Origin of the sequence: Reichenbachiella sp., assembly GCF_965233835.1 — a bacterium.
In the GTDB taxonomy this organism is placed as follows: Bacteria; Bacteroidota; Bacteroidia; order Cytophagales; family Cyclobacteriaceae; genus Reichenbachiella.
In genome coordinates this window covers 3951887-3969615 of record NZ_OZ247585.1, presented here as the reverse complement: position 1 = coordinate 3969615, position 17729 = coordinate 3951887, and the positions used below count along the sequence as shown (strand labels likewise).

At 41.4% G+C, this 17729-nt stretch carries 13 protein-coding genes and 1 pseudogene; 8 read left to right on the top strand and 6 right to left on the bottom strand.

What is annotated here, in order from left to right; all coding sequences use genetic code 11:
* Positions 1-45 precede the first annotated feature (45 nt).
* On the top strand, positions 46-3375 hold the full coding sequence (locus ACO6S2_RS16740; protein WP_422359705.1) for a S41 family peptidase: 3330 nt from the start codon (positions 46-48) through the stop codon (positions 3373-3375).
* A 161-nt stretch (positions 3376-3536) separates the two neighbouring features.
* Entirely contained in the window at positions 3537-4280 is a 744-nt protein-coding gene (locus ACO6S2_RS16735; protein WP_422359704.1) for a DUF1835 domain-containing protein, read from the top strand.
* 353 nt (positions 4281-4633) lie between these two features.
* Here the strand turns inward: ACO6S2_RS16735 and ACO6S2_RS16730 are convergent, their stop codons facing one another.
* Positions 4634-7036, bottom strand: a complete 2403-nt coding sequence (locus ACO6S2_RS16730) for an ABC transporter permease (protein WP_422359703.1) — start codon at positions 7034-7036, stop codon at positions 4634-4636.
* A gap of 233 nt (positions 7037-7269) precedes the next feature.
* Between ACO6S2_RS16730 and ACO6S2_RS16725 the strand changes: the two genes are divergently transcribed.
* Genes ACO6S2_RS16725 through ACO6S2_RS16715 form a run of 3 tightly spaced genes read left to right on the top strand, consistent with a single transcriptional unit; the run spans position 7270 to position 10326 of the window.
* Entirely contained in the window at positions 7270-7644 is a 375-nt protein-coding gene (locus tag ACO6S2_RS16725) for a c-type cytochrome (protein ID WP_422359702.1), read from the top strand.
* 1 nt (position 7645) lies between these two features.
* On the top strand, positions 7646-8110 hold the full coding sequence (locus tag ACO6S2_RS16720; RefSeq protein WP_422359701.1) for a (2Fe-2S)-binding protein: 465 nt from the start codon (positions 7646-7648) through the stop codon (positions 8108-8110).
* Positions 8107-10326: a molybdopterin cofactor-binding domain-containing protein gene (locus ACO6S2_RS16715; RefSeq protein ID WP_422359700.1), complete on the top strand. Its 2220-nt coding sequence runs from the start codon at positions 8107-8109 to the stop codon at positions 10324-10326. The genes ACO6S2_RS16720 and ACO6S2_RS16715 overlap by 4 nt, the downstream gene beginning before the upstream one ends.
* A 51-nt stretch (positions 10327-10377) precedes the next feature.
* Here ACO6S2_RS16715 and ACO6S2_RS16710 read toward each other — a convergent pair whose 3' ends face one another.
* The 5 genes from ACO6S2_RS16710 to ACO6S2_RS16690 all read right to left on the bottom strand — a co-directional run bounded on the left by ACO6S2_RS16710 (position 10378) and on the right by ACO6S2_RS16690 (position 16250).
* Positions 10378-11610 carry a GAF domain-containing sensor histidine kinase gene (locus tag ACO6S2_RS16710; RefSeq protein WP_422359699.1) on the bottom strand — a complete coding sequence of 411 codons (1233 nt, stop codon included), beginning with the start codon at positions 11608-11610 and terminating at the stop codon, positions 10378-10380.
* A gap of 228 nt (positions 11611-11838) precedes the next feature.
* On the bottom strand, positions 11839-12330 hold the full coding sequence (locus ACO6S2_RS16705) for an MOSC domain-containing protein (protein WP_422359698.1): 492 nt from the start codon (positions 12328-12330) through the stop codon (positions 11839-11841).
* Between the two features lie 88 nt (positions 12331-12418).
* A complete protein-coding gene (locus tag ACO6S2_RS16700) occupies positions 12419-14773 on the bottom strand; it encodes an ABC transporter permease (RefSeq protein WP_422359697.1) in 2355 nt (784 codons plus the stop codon).
* A 124-nt stretch (positions 14774-14897) separates the two neighbouring features.
* Positions 14898-15371, bottom strand: coding sequence for a hypothetical protein (locus ACO6S2_RS16695; RefSeq protein WP_422359696.1), 474 nt, complete (start codon positions 15369-15371; stop codon positions 14898-14900).
* A gap of 285 nt (positions 15372-15656) precedes the next feature.
* The gene (locus tag ACO6S2_RS16690) at positions 15657-16250 is read right to left on the bottom strand and encodes a Crp/Fnr family transcriptional regulator (protein ID WP_422359695.1); all 594 of its coding nucleotides are present in this window, start codon (positions 16248-16250) and stop codon (positions 15657-15659) included.
* 74 nt (positions 16251-16324) lie between these two features.
* On the opposite strand from ACO6S2_RS16690, the gene ric reads away from it, so the two are divergent.
* From ric to ACO6S2_RS16675, 3 genes and pseudogenes are all read left to right on the top strand, one after another.
* On the top strand, positions 16325-17041 hold the full coding sequence (ric, locus tag ACO6S2_RS16685) for an iron-sulfur cluster repair di-iron protein (protein ID WP_422359694.1): 717 nt from the start codon (positions 16325-16327) through the stop codon (positions 17039-17041).
* Between the two features lie 147 nt (positions 17042-17188).
* Positions 17189-17512: a PadR family transcriptional regulator gene (locus ACO6S2_RS16680; protein ID WP_422359693.1), complete on the top strand. Its 324-nt coding sequence runs from the start codon at positions 17189-17191 to the stop codon at positions 17510-17512.
* Positions 17512-17697: pseudogene (locus ACO6S2_RS16675) on the top strand (permease prefix domain 2-containing transporter); the annotation flags it as partial. The gene ACO6S2_RS16680 and the pseudogene ACO6S2_RS16675, both read left to right, overlap by 1 nt.
* Positions 17698-17729: the final 32 nt, after the last annotated feature.

The following is a 17729-nucleotide window of genomic DNA, read 5'->3' as shown; positions in this document are numbered from 1 at the left end:
TGGCTCTTGAGCATATAATACTTTTTTGACCCTAATCCTATCACCATGATTGACCATTCGTCTCTACGACTGACAAAAATTTCCTTATTATTTTTTATTTATCTCACGACACATTTTGCAACCTCTGCTCAGGGATTTCAAGGTTATTACCGATTTCCTGATGTACATCAAAATACAGTAGTTTTTACCGCAGAAGGAGACCTTTGGTCCGTACCTCTGACGGGTGGTTTGGCCAAGCGACTGACCACACACATGGAGGAAGAGACGAATGCTTCCATTTCACCGGACGGAAAAACTTTGGCGTTTTCAGCCAGATACGAAGGCCCCAGGGAAATCTATACTATGCCAATCGAAGGCGGATTGCCTACTCGATGGACCTATGAATCCAACAGCTCTGTAGTGAATGAATGGACGCCAGATGGAAAGTTGGTCTACGCTACGATGGCTTACTCCAAATTGCCTGATTATCAATTGGTGACTATTGATTTGCAATCAAAGAAAAAATCAAGAATTCCGCTATATCAGGCAAGCGAAGCTTCTTTCGAAGAATCTGGCAAGACAGTTTATTTTGTAAGACCTGGTTTTCACAGGAATGTGACCAAAAGATATAAAGGAGGGACGGCCAGGCAGATTTGGAAGTTTACCGAAGGCACAGAAGAAGCTGTAAAACTCACTACTGACCATTTGGGCGAAAGCCACCATCCTATGTGGTATAATGGTCGAGTGTACTTTATCACGGATCGTGATGGTACCATGAATATCTGGTCGATGAATGAATCTGGCGCCGATCTTAAGCAACATACTACTCACACGGCATTCGATGTGCGGTACGCTAATCTATCTGAAGGCAATATTGTATATCAAAGAGGAGCTGACCTTTGGCATCTAAATATCTCCTCTGGTCAGACCAAAGTGATTGATATTCGATTAGCTTCAGATATGGATCAGCTGCGTGAGAAATGGGAGCGCAATCCATCACAGTACATTACATCGGTGCATCCAAGTCCTTCCGGAGATAAAATGGTGATTACCGCCAGGGGACGCGTGTTTGTAGCTCCGGCTAAATCTGGTAGGATGGTTTCCTTTACAGAAAAGAAAAATGTACGAATGAGGGACGCCACATTTTCTCACGACGGAGAGGAGATTTACACTTTGTCGGACGAGTCTGGCGAATTTGAATTTGTAAAAATGTCGGCTGATGGACTGGGTAGCGAAAAACAGTTGACTAGTGATGGAAATATACTGAGATACGCCGGTGTCCCGTCTCCTGATGGGAAGTGGTTGGCGTACGATGATTTGGCCAACCGTATGTATGTGCTCAATTTAGAAACGGGAGTGAGCAAGCTCATCTCTACCAATGAAGAAGGCATTCTAGATTTTTCCTGGTCACCGGATAGCCAGTGGATAGCCTTCGTGCAAGCTGCTAAAAACACAATGTATCAGATTAAGGTTCATAATGTGAACTCAGGGAATACTTTTGATCTTACCACGGATCGCGCCAATAGTATGAGTGTGAATTGGAGTCCTGATGGTGAGTTCATCTACTTCTTGTCGGATCGAAGCTTTACTTCTTTGGTTGGCAGTCCATGGGGCACTCGACAGCCAGAGCCGTATTTCGATGCGAGCGAAAAGGTCTATCATGTGGCATTGAAAAAAGGCACCAGGTCACCATTCAGAGAGCCGGATGAGCTATATAAGGAAGGAGAGGACAAGCCTGCCAAAATCAAGAGTAAAAAAGATAAAAAGAAAGGAGAGGACAAGCCTGCCAAAATCAAGAGTAAAAAAGATAAAAAGAAAGGAGAGGAAGACAATTTGGTAGTAGAGATTGATCTACCAGGTATCCAGCAAAGAATCATGGAAGTGCCCGTGTCGGCTGGCAACTACAGCAGATTATCGGTCAATAAAAGGGCCATCTATTTGATGTCAAGAGAAACGGGATTGAACGCTAAAAGCCACTTGAACGTCATCAAAATTGACAACGAAGAGGCCAAAGTTAAAACAATGGTTGAAGGTGCGGATGGTTATGAACTCTCTGCTGATGGTGAGAAAATATTGGTAACAAAAAAGGATAGTTACTACATGATCGATGCCGGAACTGGTAAGGTAAGTAGCCTGTCAGATAGCAAGATTGATCTCAGTGGCTGGCGATTTGCCATTACGCCATTGGAGGATTGGAAGCAGATTTTTACAGATGCCTGGCGCATGGAGCGAGATTATTTTTATGATCAAAACATGCACGGGGTGGACTGGGATGCTATGCATGCCAAGTACCTGCCATTGGTTGAAAGAGTTACTACACGACGTGAACTGTCTGATTTGATTGGTCGGTTTGTTGGAGAGCTTTCGGCCTTGCACACCAGTGTACGTGGGGGAGATTGGCGATTGGACCCCAAAAACATTTCAGTCGCCAGTTTAGGAGCTGAGTTTAGTCGGGACGAAGCGAACCAGGGATTTAGAATTGACTATATCTACAAAGTGGACCCTGACTATCCAAACGAAAAATCTCCTTTGGATGATCCTTATTTGGATGTTCGAGTGGGGGATGTGATCACCAAAGTGAACGGTAGGACCGCTTTATCAGCCACAGATATCGGCGAGCTTATCAGAAACCAACAAGGTAAGCAAGTGAGAATGACTCTAAAGAGAGGAGCTGACACCAGAGATATTATCGTAAAACCAATCACCGATGAGTATAGTTTACGGTACAGAGACTGGGAGTATGGCAAGCGCCTTGAAGTAGAGGAGAAGGGGAATGATGAAATTGGTTACCTGCATCTGAGAGCTATGGGAAGTAGTGACTTGAGTCAGTTCTATCGTGAGTTCTATCCAGTGTTCAACAAGCGGGGATTGATCGTAGATGTTCGTTACAATTTTGGAGGTAATATAGATAGTTTCATTTTGGAGAAACTCTTAAGAAAGGCCTGGATGTATTGGAAGGCGAGAAATGGCGAATCTTATTGGAACATGCCTTATGCATTCAGAGGACATATGGTGGTTTTAGTGAATGAAAATACCTACTCAGATGGTGAGGCCTTTGCCGACGGATTTAGAAAATTGGGCATGGGAGTGACTATCGGTACCCGAACCTGGGGTGGTGAGATCTGGCTGCATAGCGGCAATCGCCTGAGCGATAACGGCTATGCTCGTGCACCTATGTTCGGAGTCTATGATGAAGATAGTGAATGGGTGATCGAAGGTCACGGTTTTGTGCCGGATGTTGAACTGGACAATCTTCCACATGCTACCTTCAATGGGCAAGATGCACAGCTAGATGCGGCTATTGAGCATCTGCAAAAACTGATCAAAGAAGATCCAAGAGACGTACCACCTGTGCCGGCTTATCCAGATAAGTCGTTTGAGGATAATAAAAAGTAGAAATTTGTCATAAACGAGGCTTTCTCAAAAGTTAACGTCATTGCGAACAATGTGAAGCAATCTTATCATACGTTCCGTCATTGAACTTTAAGATCGCTTCGTTGCACTCGCGATGACGGTTTGAAAACTTTTGAGAAAGTCTATAAAATCATTCAAAAAGCATGAAGGTTTTTCATATTTTAAACGGAGATGCGCTGAAAGAACAATTTCCTAAGACTGTCAAGGGAGAGATACTGGTAGCGCGTGAGGGTCTAGTAGATGGAGCAGTGAAAAGTGATAGTCTAGAAGAACTATTTCAAGTAAGGGCTAACTTTCTATTTGAGACTTATAATATTCCCACAGAAGAATACAAAATCAAAACTATTAACGAGTTTGAAAAAATCAAGAACATTCCATCTCAGTCGGAAATCAATCTTTGGTTCGAAGACGACTTGTTTTGTCAGGTGAATTTTTGGTTTACCTGCTACCTTTTGAATCAATTTACAGAGCACTGTAAAGTCTATTTGGTCAGGCCCGAAGTGCATACCCCATACGGTTTTGCGGCGCTGGATCAGGAGGGACTGACTCAGGCTTTTGCTGACAGAGTTCAGATCAATGACTTGGATAGACTGGCTCAACTGTGGGAATCATACAGCCATGAAGACTTAGATCAGCTGGTCGAATTAGGAGAAGAACTTCAGGGCGAATTTCCATTTATTCCCGTTGCCATTCAAGCACATTCGGATCGACTACCCAAGGATGGAAACTTGGGCAGACCAAAAGAATCGCTCAAACAAATCATGAGTGAGTTGGATACCAAAGAGTTTGGGCCGGTTTTCAAAGCATTCAACCAACGAGAGAGTATTTATGGGTTTGGCGACTTGCAAGTGAAGCGGTTGTTTGATGAGGTGTTGGCTGCTTTGTAGCTACCTGGACTTTGATTATGTGTTTATTGTCATTTCGAGCAAGCCGACAAAGGAGGGCGTAGAGAGAAATCTTATTGTAGCTTTTTCGGTACATTTTCATTTCGCTTAAAGAATTTCATTAAGATTTCTCACTTCGTTACTCTTTGGTCGAAATGACAGCCATTGTTAATGATCCTAATAATTCTTGTTATGGCGAGTGAAGTTTGGCCAGTCCTTTCGGCCAACTTCTATCGTTGTTGGGGCCGAGTAGCATAAAAAAACCTACCACCCTGTGTCGTTAGCAGCGACTGAGTGGTAGGCTTATCAATTTGAGTAATGACCTATAGTATTTTATTACTGAGACGGAGAACCAACTACTCGTCTTTCAGTACATCTACAGGGTTTAGCCTGGCGGCGTTGATCACCCTGTAACTCACCGTGAGGAAAGTAAACAGCATCACAACTAAACCAGCTATCAGAAAAACTACTACTGAAATAGTTTCTTTATAGGTGAAAAGGCTCGACCATTCGTTGGTGAAGAGGTATGCAAATGGTGCGGCTACACCAAAAGCGATCAGTACCTGCTTGCCATAAGATTTGAATAGTAGGGCTACCAACTGAATACCAGTGGAGCCTAGTACTTTTCTCACCCCAATTTCTTTTTTACGCCTGTCGATCATGTATGACGTGATTCCAAACAAGCCAAACCCGGCAATAATCAACATAATCACAGCGCCAATTCCAAAGAGCTGACCAATGCGTTGGTCATTCACATAAAAGTTGTTGATTTGGCTGTCCAAAAAGTGCCACTCCATGGATGTGCTGGTGTCAAATTTGTCGTGAACAGCATTAACTCCAGCCAATGTCTCACTGAAATTGGAGGTATTAAGCTTCAATGAAAAGTAATCAATGGCTGTGACTGGATTGGCCCAATAGCCCAAGGCGATAGGGGCAATATCGCTATGTAAGGATTGATAATGAAAATCCTTCACCACGCCTATGATTTGCATCGGACCTGAATTTCTGGCAGACAGATAGATAGTTTGCCCAACAGGATTTTCCAAGTTCATCGCTTTCACAGCAGCCTCGTTCAAGATAACTTTCGTTGAATCTGTGACTTTGTTTCCTGTGAAATTGGAGCCTTCCAATAATTCGAATTGGTAGGTATCCAGCATTTGTTCGTCAAAGCACATAAAATAGGAGTTGACTGAATCTTGACTCGCTTGGTGCGATTTGAAATCCACCCTTCTTATATTTTTCCATTCACCGGGTACACGAGAAGAAGTAGCCACTTTTTCTACACCTGGTACTTGTGCCAATTGGGATTTCATAGCTTCAAAATTCTTCCGAACATTTCCAGAGTTAATATCAACCACCAACATATTTTCCTGATCGAACCCAAGCTGTTTGTTTTCGATGTATTTCATTTGTTGGTAAATAACTATAGCCCCTACAAGCATTACGATACTGATGGCAAATTGTACCACTACCAGTGAACTTCTCACATTCATAGAATTGGATTTCACCTCTCCTTTGAGACTGGCTACGGGTTGCAGTTTGGATAGCACCAAGGCCGGATAGAAGCCTGAGGCAGTTCCGAGAAATAAAGTGATGCAGAAGATAATTAAGGAGATATTGAGGATATTTTCTTGGTTTAGGTCGAAGGTTTTTCCGGCTACCTCATTGAAATATGGCAGCAGGATTTCTATCAACAAAACAGAAAGTAAGAAGGAGAAAAAAGCTAAAACGATCGATTCAATCAAAAACTGTGAGATCAATTGTTTTTTGCTGGCACCACTTACTTTGCGTAGACCTATCTCCTTGGCTCGCTGAGTAGATTTGGCTGTGGAAAGGTTCACATAATTGATGCAAACAACGATCATTATAAAAACGGCAATGCCAACGAATAACTTAATGTAGAAAGCATTACCCTTAGCCTCAGTGATGCCATATTGAATGTTTTCTGAATTCAGGTATATGTCTTCCATTTTTTGAAGACTGAATTTTCTTTCTTCTGGAGTATTTCTTTTGTCGTATTTGGTAACTAATTCGGAAAATTTATCTTCTACCGCTTGTACATGAGTGGATGGATTCAGAAGCACATATGAGTGTGCACCATAACTTCTCCAGCTACTAAGGTATTCGTCACCACCATCTTCTTCTTGAATGGTATTAAAAGAAAGTAGAATGCTGAATTGAAGGTGCGAGTTATCAGGAATGTCTTTAAGAACTGCTGTAACTTTTACATCATGAAGCTCTGTCCACTTCATAGTCTGACCCATAGGGTTTTCCTTTCCAAAAAATCGCTCAGCCGCGCTTTCTGTTAGTATAATCGAATTTTTATCCTTAAGGGCTGACTCTTTGTTTCCGGCGACAAATTCAAAATCGAAAAAATCAAAAAAATTGTGATCCGCAATCAGGTAGTCACGGACTTGCTCTTTATCTCCTCTCCATAAAATGTCAATATGTCCTCCTGGTTGAAAGACTCTGGTTCGATCATCGATTCCTGGAACATCACTAAGCATGGCGTTTGACACTCCTGGCGAGGTTTGACCGTAATATTGCACATCTGAGGGGTCAGAATGGTCTGATTCAACTATGCGATAGATATTTTCATGTTGGCTGTGAAATTGATCATAGGTCAACTCATCTTCCACGTAAAACAGAATTAACGAAGCACAAGTGATCCCTACGGAAAGTCCTAGAATGTTAATCAATGCGTAGGTCTTATTCTTGATATGTGTGCGTAGTGCAATTTTAAAGTAGTTTTTCAGCATGTCTTGGTTTTTGAACTTCTATGCCAAAATGCGTGCCGATACTTTCAACTAATAGACAATCAGTGAGTTACGTGTATATGCTCTATTTAGATCTGTTCATATTCGTTCAATGGGTGTGCGATTTGGTGATGGCTTGATGAGTCGTCATTGATCGTCTTTATTCTGTCGTACGTAGGAACTGGGTTCATTTCAAAAGCGTTTTTCGTTAGCTTATTTCTAAAAAGAACCGAAAGATGAATTTAAAACTCAAAATCGTTGGTCTATGTATTGGAATCTGGGGCCTCAGTGCATGCAGCCGTTTGTCGGATGAGCAACAACTAGAATGGGCCAGAGGGCAAGAGGTCTATCTGGCGAATTGCCTGAGCTGTCATGGAGCAGATGGTAAGGGGCTGGGAGGTACTTACCCGGCGCTTACTCGTGAATCCATCACTTCCGACTTTACAGCGAGAGCAAAGTACCTCATCGAAAAAGGATCTCCTGGAAATGGAGGCATGCTTGCCATCCCAATATCTCAAAAGGAAACCATCGAAGTAATCAACTATATCCAGAACGCCTGGGGTAACGAGGCCGATTTTGAAACCCTGTCACCCCAACTATCAAAAAAATAATATGCCTACATATCAACTCAACATTAACGGAAAACCAAAAAGCATAGAAGCCGATGCTGACATGCCCTTGTTGTGGGTCTTGCGAGACCAATTGAAATTGTATGGAACCAAATACGGCTGTGGTATCGCTCAGTGCGGCGCTTGCACAGTACATGTGGATGGTACGCCAGTTCGATCGTGCGTCATACCCATAGAGCGAATGCAAGGCAAGTCAGTGATCACCATCGAAGGTCTTTCTGAAAATGGAGATCACCCCGTCCAGGAAGCGTGGAAAAAAATTGATGTACCACAATGCGGTTATTGCCAAACTGGTCAAATCATGTCGGCGGCGGCTTTACTAGAGCGCATTCCCCAGCCTAGTGAGGATCAGATTCACAGAGCTATGAAAGGTAATGTTTGTCGATGTGGTACCTATCCCAGAATTATGAAAGCCATTCAATCAGTAGCCAAAACTCAAGAGCCATGAAAACAAGTAGAAGAGAATTTCTAAAAGTCAGCTCATTAGCTGGCGGCGGTTTCATGTTAGCTTTATCTGTGCCAGGGATGGCTAAGTTGGCTCAATCCGGTGGAGAAGCTGATTTTACTGAACTGAATCATTTTCTTAGTATTGACTTGGACGGAAATGTGATTTTTCAATTGACTGCGCATGAAATGGGGCAAGGCTCGGGTACTGGACTGCCTATGATACTCGCGGAGGAGTTGGGTGCTGATTGGTCTAAAGTAAAAGTGAACCGAGCGGGTTATGATAAGAAGTACATTGGTGTGATTCGTGAAACTACTGGTGGTAGCGGGACTATTCAAGACCATTGGGACCTGATGAGACGTATGGGTGCTACTGCTCGTGAAATGCTCAAATCAGCTGCTGCAAATCAGTGGGAGGTATCTGTCGATCAACTGGAGGTTGAAGAAGGATGGGTGATCGAGAAAGGCACCTCCAGAAAAATCAGTTTTGGTGAGTTGGCTGAAACGGCCTCCAAACTGGAAGCACCAGAAGAAGTAGAGTTCAAAAAACCTGCGGATTTTAAGATCGTTGGCCAGTCTGTTCGCAATCTAATCACCGAAAGTGTAGTGGCAGGTGATGCTAACTATGGCATCAATGTGGACTTGCCTAATATGGTGTATGCATCCATTGAGAAGTGCCCGGTGTACAAAGGCAAACTAAAGTCTTTTGATGATACTGAAGCGCTAAAAGTAAATGGAGTAACGCAGGTCTTAGCCATGCCCGCTTTAGAGCCGGCAGAAGACATGAACCATATCCAGGAAGGGGTCGTAGTGATAGCCAATTCTACCTGGGCTGCCTTTAAAGGGCGAAAAGCCTTGAAAATTGAATGGAACTTAGGAGAAAATGCATCCAATGACAATAAGAAAATAGAAGAAGGATTTGCTAAAGCAGGAGAGCAGTTTGGGAAACCAGTGTATACCCAAGGAAACTATGAAAAGCTGAAAGTCGAGGACGGGTATCGTGAGATAGAAGCCACCTATATCAATCCCCATCAGGCTCATGCCCTAATGGAACCCATGAATGCGACTGCCCATTATGACGGAGACAAATGTCAAATATGGGTAGGTGCTCAGAATGCCAGTAGCGTTGTACTAAATGTGGCCAAGGCAGTAGGTATTCCTGATGATAAAATTGAGGTACATACGCAGAACTCTGGAGGTTCTTTTGGTCGAAGATATTATCCTGATACTTCAATTGAAGCCGCCTATATTTCAAAGCAAATTGAACAGCCGGTGAAACTGACATGGACGCGAGAAGATGGTATTCAGCACGACTATTTTCACCCCTTTCAGGAATCTAGATTTAGCGCCAAGCTTAAAGAGGGTGAGTTTTCGGGTATGCAAGTGAAGCTCATTAAGTCAGTGGATTACGGATCTGGTGATCATCTTTGGGAGCACCCTTATCCGGTTGATCATCTGGATACCTATCTCAATGCAGTTGATGGGTTGGTGCATCAAGGTGCCTGGAGAAGTGTGCAGGTACACTCAAGCTCTATGGGCAAAGAGTGCTTCATAGATGAAGTAGCGATAGAGCTTGGAAAAGATCCGGTGGCCATGAGAAAGGAACTTCTGGCAAAGGAGATCGAAACAGTCAAGTTCAATAGGCCTACACGCGAAGGACAAAAGCCCTTTGATGAGGTGGTCAAGGAGTTTCGAACTACACTTAGAAAAAACTACACAAGCGTATTGAATTATGTGGAACAAAATCAATTGTGGGAAAAAGCTAAGTCTACAGGAGTAGGCAGAGGCTTTGCCATGGAAGATTTTTTTGCAGATACAGTTTGTGCCCATATAGTAGAAGTTGAAAAGGGTAACTCAGATTTGGGGATTCGAATTAAGAAGATTACCAGTGTGTTGGATTGTGGAATTGTTGTTAATCCACATTTTGGAAGAGGACAAGTGGAGGGAAGTATTATTTGGGCACTGTCTGCACTGAAGTACGGTGGAATCGATATCAAAAATGGAGTCGTTCAACAACGCAATTTTCACAATAATAAATTGCTACGAATCGATGAAGTACCAGAAATCGAGGTGCATTTTGTGCCCAGTGAGGAACCTCCTACCGGTTTAGGGGAACCAGCTACACCACCTTTGGCTCCAGCCGTACTGAATGCCATATTCGATGCTACAGGTCGACGTATCCGGAAGCTGCCTGCAACTCGTGAAGATATTTTAGCATAGTTAGTTTAGTGACTTAATTTTTGATTTAGCGACGGCATGTATTTGCTGTCGCTAATTATCCTGCACTTTCAGTGGAATGGACAATGTAAAAGCTGTACCGTGATCGACCTTACTTTCTACAGCGATGTCACCTTTCATGATCTTACAATTTTCTTTGACGATGTATAAACCAAGTCCAGAAGAGTGTTCGTTGGCTGTTGGTTTTGCAGATAGTCGCTGAAACCTTTTAAAGAGTTTCTTCTGATCTTCTTTACTGATCCCAGGGCCTTGATCTTTGACTCTATAGTGCAACTGATCGTTTTCTTGAAACACGCTCAACTCTACAGTAGAGTCTGCATTCGAGAATTTGATTGCATTAGATACAAGATTGTTAAGAGATCGGCAGAGCAATTTCATGTCTGATTCTACGGGTATCAACTCTTCAATGCTCAAGAGAACCAAATTGATGTTTTTCTGTTGTGAAGCATTGATGAATTGGCCAATAATGATTTCTGCAATTTCAACTCCGTTCAATACGGTTGGTTGAAACTTGGTTAGTCCCTGCTCCAGCTGATTGATTTCCTGCAAATCTTTAATCAATCCAAAAGCTCGATTCAATGAGTCTTTCATCATATCTGAAATTACATGCTCGTCGGTCATAGACTCAGAAATGTCGAGAAGCCCGCTGAGGTTATTTAGCGGTGCCTTCAGGTCATGGATCAGAATAGAACTTAGTTTTTCACGTTCATCGAGGAGTTCTTGCAGTTGTTTGTTCTTTTCACTCAACTTTTTTTCGTATTCCAATCTGGTAATATGCTGGCCAAGCCATTGCCCGAGGTAGAGAACAAAGTCTCTGTCAAATTGGTTAAAGTGATTTTTTCTTGGTGATGGCGAAGAGAAATTGAGGGTGCCATACTTCTTACCACTTACAACAATTGGAACACCAATGTAGGCTTCTAGTTCAGTGTTTTGATAACAAGGGTGGCTGCAGTGTTCTGACGCACCTATGTGATTTAGGTCTACAATATTGTTACTGGCAAAGGTGAGGCTACAATAGGTGTCCTCAAGGCTAAAGGATTGTCCTTTTTCAATGACATCCTCTCCAGTACAGAATACTTCCTGCACTTCATACCTGCTTTTGTCGATGTGACTGATAATTCCAATGTCCATTTCGACCAGTTCAGTAGCTCTCTTGAGTACTTTGTCAAAATGATAAGATTGATCAGCGGAAAGTTCGGTAAACAAATCAAAGATTTGTTGCATTCGCACCATAGCCCTTTTTTCCGAAAAATTATCTATAGTCATAGCTGTTAATATAATGATTCTTAACAAGAAAGGGATAAATGATGGGGAATGGGGTTAGTAAAATAACAGCTATATCTAGTAAAGGCTATCGTTTTCGATGAATGATGGGTTCTATTCGTTTATTTACATAATAGGCATCGAAAATCAGTCAATACTTAAATTTTATATTAAAATAATTATATAACGTGCTTGATTTTTCGAGTGTTCAAGCAGAGGGGTATCAAAATTTTATTCTAACGAAATGTTGTCCCCAACCTTAATAGATCCTTCAGAAACTACTTTTGCTGTGATACCTCCATGTCCTCGCATAGCGCTATAACCGCCTGGACCCAGATTTTCTTCCATTCTATTGCATGGGGCGCAGATTCCTGAAGTTTCCAGAATAACTTCTCCAATTTTAAACTTTTGAGATTTGAGAGATAGTAGATTGATTCCTGAGACAACAATATTCCTTCGAGTGAGCCCTGGATCTATATTGTCTTTGTCGAGCATGGCAGCTACGGCATCCAAGTGTTCCTTCTGAATCAAAGTCACCTGCCTTTTTCCGGAAAGACTTCCTTTAAAATGATCTCCGTCTAGTCCTGTTTTTTTCTTGGCTATGACTTGATCTACTGCCGTGGGAAATGCTTTGCGTTCCTGTCGGATGCCTATCCATTCTACTTTACCGATTTGAGGAATTGACCGGAGGAGTTGTTTCATTACAGGTTCATCGTAGGACATAGGCTTTTAGTTTTCAACAAATATATAGTGGAATAAAAAAACGACTGCAATATGCAGTCGTTTCAATATAACCATCAATCAAAAATCTTTATTCGTCTCTTAAACATTCTGCTGGATTGACGTGCGCAGCTCTCAATGCTTGTGACCCAACGGTGAGCCAGGCGATGACCAGAGAGAGAAAACCGGCACCCACAAAAAACCATACCTGTAAACTGATGCGGAAGGCAAATTGGTCGAGCCAATCACTGATGAGATAATAGCTGATTGGAAGAGCTAAGAGTATAGATAGGCCCACAAGCTTGGTGAAGTCAGTCGAAAGTAGATATACAATATTCATAACACTAGACCCTAGGACTTTTCTAATGCCTATTTCTTTTTGTCTTCGTTCCGCAGTGAAGCTTGCTAATCCGAAAAGGCCTAGGCATGAAATAACGATAGCCATACCAGCGAAAAACCTAGATAGCGTTGATACCCGTTGCTCAGCTTCGTAGTGCGCTTTATACGTTTCGTCCATGAACTCATACTCAAAGGCAAATCCAGAATTGAATTCTTCATAGAAGGCCTTTAATTCTGCGAGTGTTTGTTTCTCTGTACCCGCTTGTATTCTAGCCATTATGTGCCAGGTGTCTTCCGGAGTAAGTATAAAAAACAGTGGTTTTACTTCATTGTGTAGGGATTGAAAATGAAAGTTTTTGACCACGCCGATTATTTCTAGCTTGTTGTCTCCCCAAAGCGTAATAGTTTTTCCGATTGGTTCTTCCATGTTCATTGCTTTAATAGCCGCTTCATTGAAAATGATCTTCGCAGTATCCGTACCAAATGATCTGGAAAATGGTCTCCCTTCTTTAAATTCAATACCGAGTGTTTGGAAAATGTCATAATTGGTTCTGACGTTTTCAAAAAGAATATTGGCCTCAGGGTCTTTGCCTTCCCATTCTAAACCGGAGGTGTTGTTGTTTCGCTGCAGCAGCGTGTGTCCAGTACTGGTTGCAGATACGATTCCTGGAATGGATTTGAGTTGGTTTAGAAATGTTTCTACGTTGCTCTCTACTTTACCTTCCTGATCAAAATAGATCATGTTGTCTTTGTTGTAGCCCAGGCTTTTTGATTGTACATAGTCAATTTGTTTGTAAATGACCATTACAGATACAATCAGAATGATGGAAAGTGTAAACTGAAAAACAACTAAACCTTTTCGGGCCCATAGTTCGGCAAGCGAACTTTTCATCTCTCCCTTTAATACTTTTACGATAGTAAAGCTTGATAAGTAAATAGCTGGGTAGCTGCCTGATATAATTCCGGTAAAAATGGTAAGAGCAAAAAACACAAGGATTACGGGCAGATCAAAAGAATTTGAAATTTGCTTCCCAGTGATCTCATTGAATTGTGGAAGAAGGAGATAAACCATAATTATAGAAACTGCAAATGAGATTAAAGACATGGTCAATGATTCTGTCATGTATTGCGTTATTATGGTTGATTTTGGTGCGCCAACAGCTTTTTTAATGCCGACCTCTTTGGCTCTCCGTGAAGCCCTTGCAGTAGACAAGTTCATGAAATTGATGCAAGCAATTAGAAGGATGAACACTGCTATGATGGAAAAAAGTCGTACGTACTCTATTCGGCCTCCAGTCAAATGTCCGTTTTCATATCTTCCGTATAAATAGTTGTCTGAGAATTTTTTGAGAAAAAGTGTCACATTTGAGCTTTCATTTTTTGTTTTAACGAACTCCGCAATTTTTCTCGTTACTTCCTCATCTGTAGCACCTGCATTAATCGTAACATAAGTACGAGGGCCATTATTGCCCCATCGAGTTACCCATTCGTTGTCTTCTTTAAACTTTTCAAAAGAGAGTACAAAATCAAAAACATTACTAGAAGCAGGAGGCATTTTTTTAAATACACCCGATATTAAGAATGAATCGTCGTGATTCAGTTTTAACGATTTGCCTATTAGGTTTTCGGTAGTTCCGAAAATTGAAAGGGCCAGGGCGTCAGAAATTACAATTTTATTCTTGTCTAGAAGAACCTGATCTGGAGATCCGGAGATCAAATCATAGGAGAATATTTTGAAGAAATCTGAACCTACGTACCAACCTTCTGACTTTAGATTTTTGTCTTCATAGGTAAGTGTCATTTTATTTACCCAAGTAGTGGTAGCAGCATGTTCAATGTCTGGAAATTCCTCTTTGAGAGCTTCTGCTAAAAGTCCAGGAGTTGACCAGGTTGTCATGATATTGTCGGCATATTGCTGATGTTCCATTACCTGAAAGAGACGTTCATCGTTGACGTGATATTTATCCGTATTCATTTCATCTGTCACCCAGAGGTAAATGAACATGGTGCAGGCTAATCCTGTGGATAGGCCAATCAAATTGATGAAAAAGGAACTTTTAAATCTTTTGAAGTTCCGTATGGTAAGAACCAAGTTGTGTTTAAACATGAGTTGAGTTTTTGCTTATATCTAGACTATAGATTGTCACTCCACTCAAATAGTTGCAAATGGCTATAAAAAAAGCCAGTATTCGATTTGCGAAACTGGCTTTTTAGTTTTTCCTTGATTTGGATTACATCATTTCGTAATCTGCTGGTTTATCAATCATATCCAACGGAAGCCACTGAGCCTCAACCTTGCTTATTTTTTTGATTCCAAAAACACCGCCAGATGCTTCTGCTACCACTTTGGCTAAATCCAGTAAAAATTGGTGCACTTGCTTAGCAACCTCGGGTTCTACTTTAGGCAGTATACCATTGAGCTGACGAAGATAAGAGGTGATCGCATGTTGTCTGGTGTCCAAATCTGTCGGTAGGTCGGAAATGTAGTTCTTGAAAATATCTTCAAACTGAGTGGCTATATCTTCGAAATACTCACCAAGTTTATCGTAGCGATGCTTTGCCGTTGTTGCATAATGAATAGCCTCGGCAATTTCATCTTTGTCCACATCATCGTCTGCGCCGGCTATTAGCATAGCAACCATTGCAGGAGCGTTCATTACGATTTCTATTTCATCATCTCTTAGGGTTCGGAACACTGTAGTCATAGCTGAATAGTTTTTATTTGCTCTTGCTTAAATGATAAAAATGCAATTTTTTGATTGCTTCTTTGATAAGTTTAGTCAGTTGTGGAATGGTTTCTATTGTTCCGATTGATTTCAATCATAGTACAATTATTGCCATTAGGTAAAAATAGTAATAATCAATAAAGAATTGGATGGGACCTAGATTTTCCTTGAAAGTTCAAGCATAGGTAAAACTTCATCTTGAAATAATTATATTTATTGATTCGTGCTTTATGAGTGCACTCTTTCCTGCTGCCGAGAAGCTTATTACAAATACACCTTTCTGTTCTTGATTTGAAGAATGTTCTCAGATTCCATTTTTTTGATCGCGCGAATAACAGTCTCCACTCTCAAGCCAGTCATGTCAGCGATTTGCTGACGGGTAAGTTCAATGGCAAATAAGGCATCAGCATCTAGATTCATTTCGGCTTTCAGGTATTTTAGCAAAGTTAGAATTCTATGTTCTGGATCATGACTTGAGATCTCCGTTGCCATCACAGCCTTGTAATGAAGTCTCTTGGCAAGGTTTTTTGATACTTCCAGGTTTACTTCTGGATTGGAGAGAAGTAGGTTCATGAATTTTTCCTTTCCTAGCTTAAGCAATTCACAATCCGTAGTAGCCAATGCACTGGCCGGATAAGTGACATCAACAAATAGAGGAGGCTCGCCAAAACTCTGACCTTCAGAGAATAGTCCCTGAACAAATTCTTGGCCTTGTTCGCTGAAATTGCTCATCTTGATCTGGCCTCGAATCACTTGAAAATAACTAAGCGCATGGTCACCTTGTCTGAAAATCCATTCCCCTTTTTTGAATTGTATTTTCTTGGCTCCCGCTTGTTCTAAAATGCTCGGGTTAATCATTTTTTTCTCTTATGATTTGGGTCATAAAATCGATGTGTTAGGCTTTTTAATTTTGATCAAAAATAAGGGAAATCATGCAGATCAATAAACAAGAAACGATAGCGAATATTGTAAAAAAAGATTTTAGAGCCGCGCAAATATTCAGCGCTAATGGATTGGATTTTTGTTGTGGAGGAAAAGTGTCTTTATTCGAAGCCTGTGAAAAAAATGGACTGAATGTGGAGAACGTACTAGAGGAACTTCATGCTTTAAGAAACCGGAACGATCATTCCATATCCTATGAAGGGTGGACCAATGCACAACTCATTAAACATATAGTTGAGGTTCACCATGCTTATATTGAGGATACCGTGCCTTACCTATTTCAACTGCTTGACAAAATTGCCAATGTTCATGGAGAGCGACACCCTGAATTGATACAAATCAGAGAAATCTTCGAAGAAGCGACGGATGCCTTATATGATCACATGAAAAAAGAGGAGATGATCTTATTTCCTGCCATTGAAGCCATAGAGCAAGCAAAGATGAATGGCAAACCGATGCCTCCATTTCCGTTTGGAAGTATTTCCAATCCAATACAAGGGATGGAAGGAGAGCATGATTTTGAGGGGGATGCGTTTAAGCAAATTGCAGCGTTGTCGAGCAATTTTACGCCACCAGAAGACGCATGCAATACTTATCAGGTGGCTTTTGCCAAGCTGGATGAATTTGTCAATGATCTGCATAGGCATATTCATCTTGAGAATAATATTTTGTTTGAGAACGCCAGATTGTTAGAACAGAGTCTTTAGGAAGTATTGGTAAACGCTTGGGCCGCTACACTTCTATTTTGAACTGTAGCGGTTTTTTTATGCAATTAATTCTGTATTTGTAGAACAAATGATTTTAAACTTTCGTAATATCTTCTATGTTTGTAGAACAAAATACTGCAAAAGCTTATGAAAGGATCAAACCTTGGTGAATTTGAAGAGATAGTATTGCTCATAGTGGGGATCGCTGGTGAAGAGGCCTACGGGTTGGCTATTATGGAGCTGGTTAAGGAGCAAGCAGGGAGAAATACAACCATAGGAGCGGTACATGCGGTGCTCAGTAGGTTGGAAGACAAAGGGTTACTCAATTCCAGGTTAGGAGGAGCTACCAAGGAACGCGGTGGTAGAAGAAAGAGAATATTTGAAATTACTGCTGCGGGAAGAAAGGCGCTCGAATTATCTCGTGATTTAAGAGTAAACCTTTGGGAACAGTATACCATTAAAACCGTCTGATGATGGATGTCCAACCCCCAAAGTGGGCCGACCTGTTTTTAGAATTATTCTGTAAGGGCTATTTACTAGAAGAGATACAGGGTGATTTATATGAACATCTTCAAAAGAACTACTCAAAGAAGGGCAGGTGGGTTTCAGCACTTATCTATTGGTTTCAAGTACTCAATTTCTTGCGCCCTTTTGCAATAAAAAAAAGTCAAAACTCAAATATCAAAAT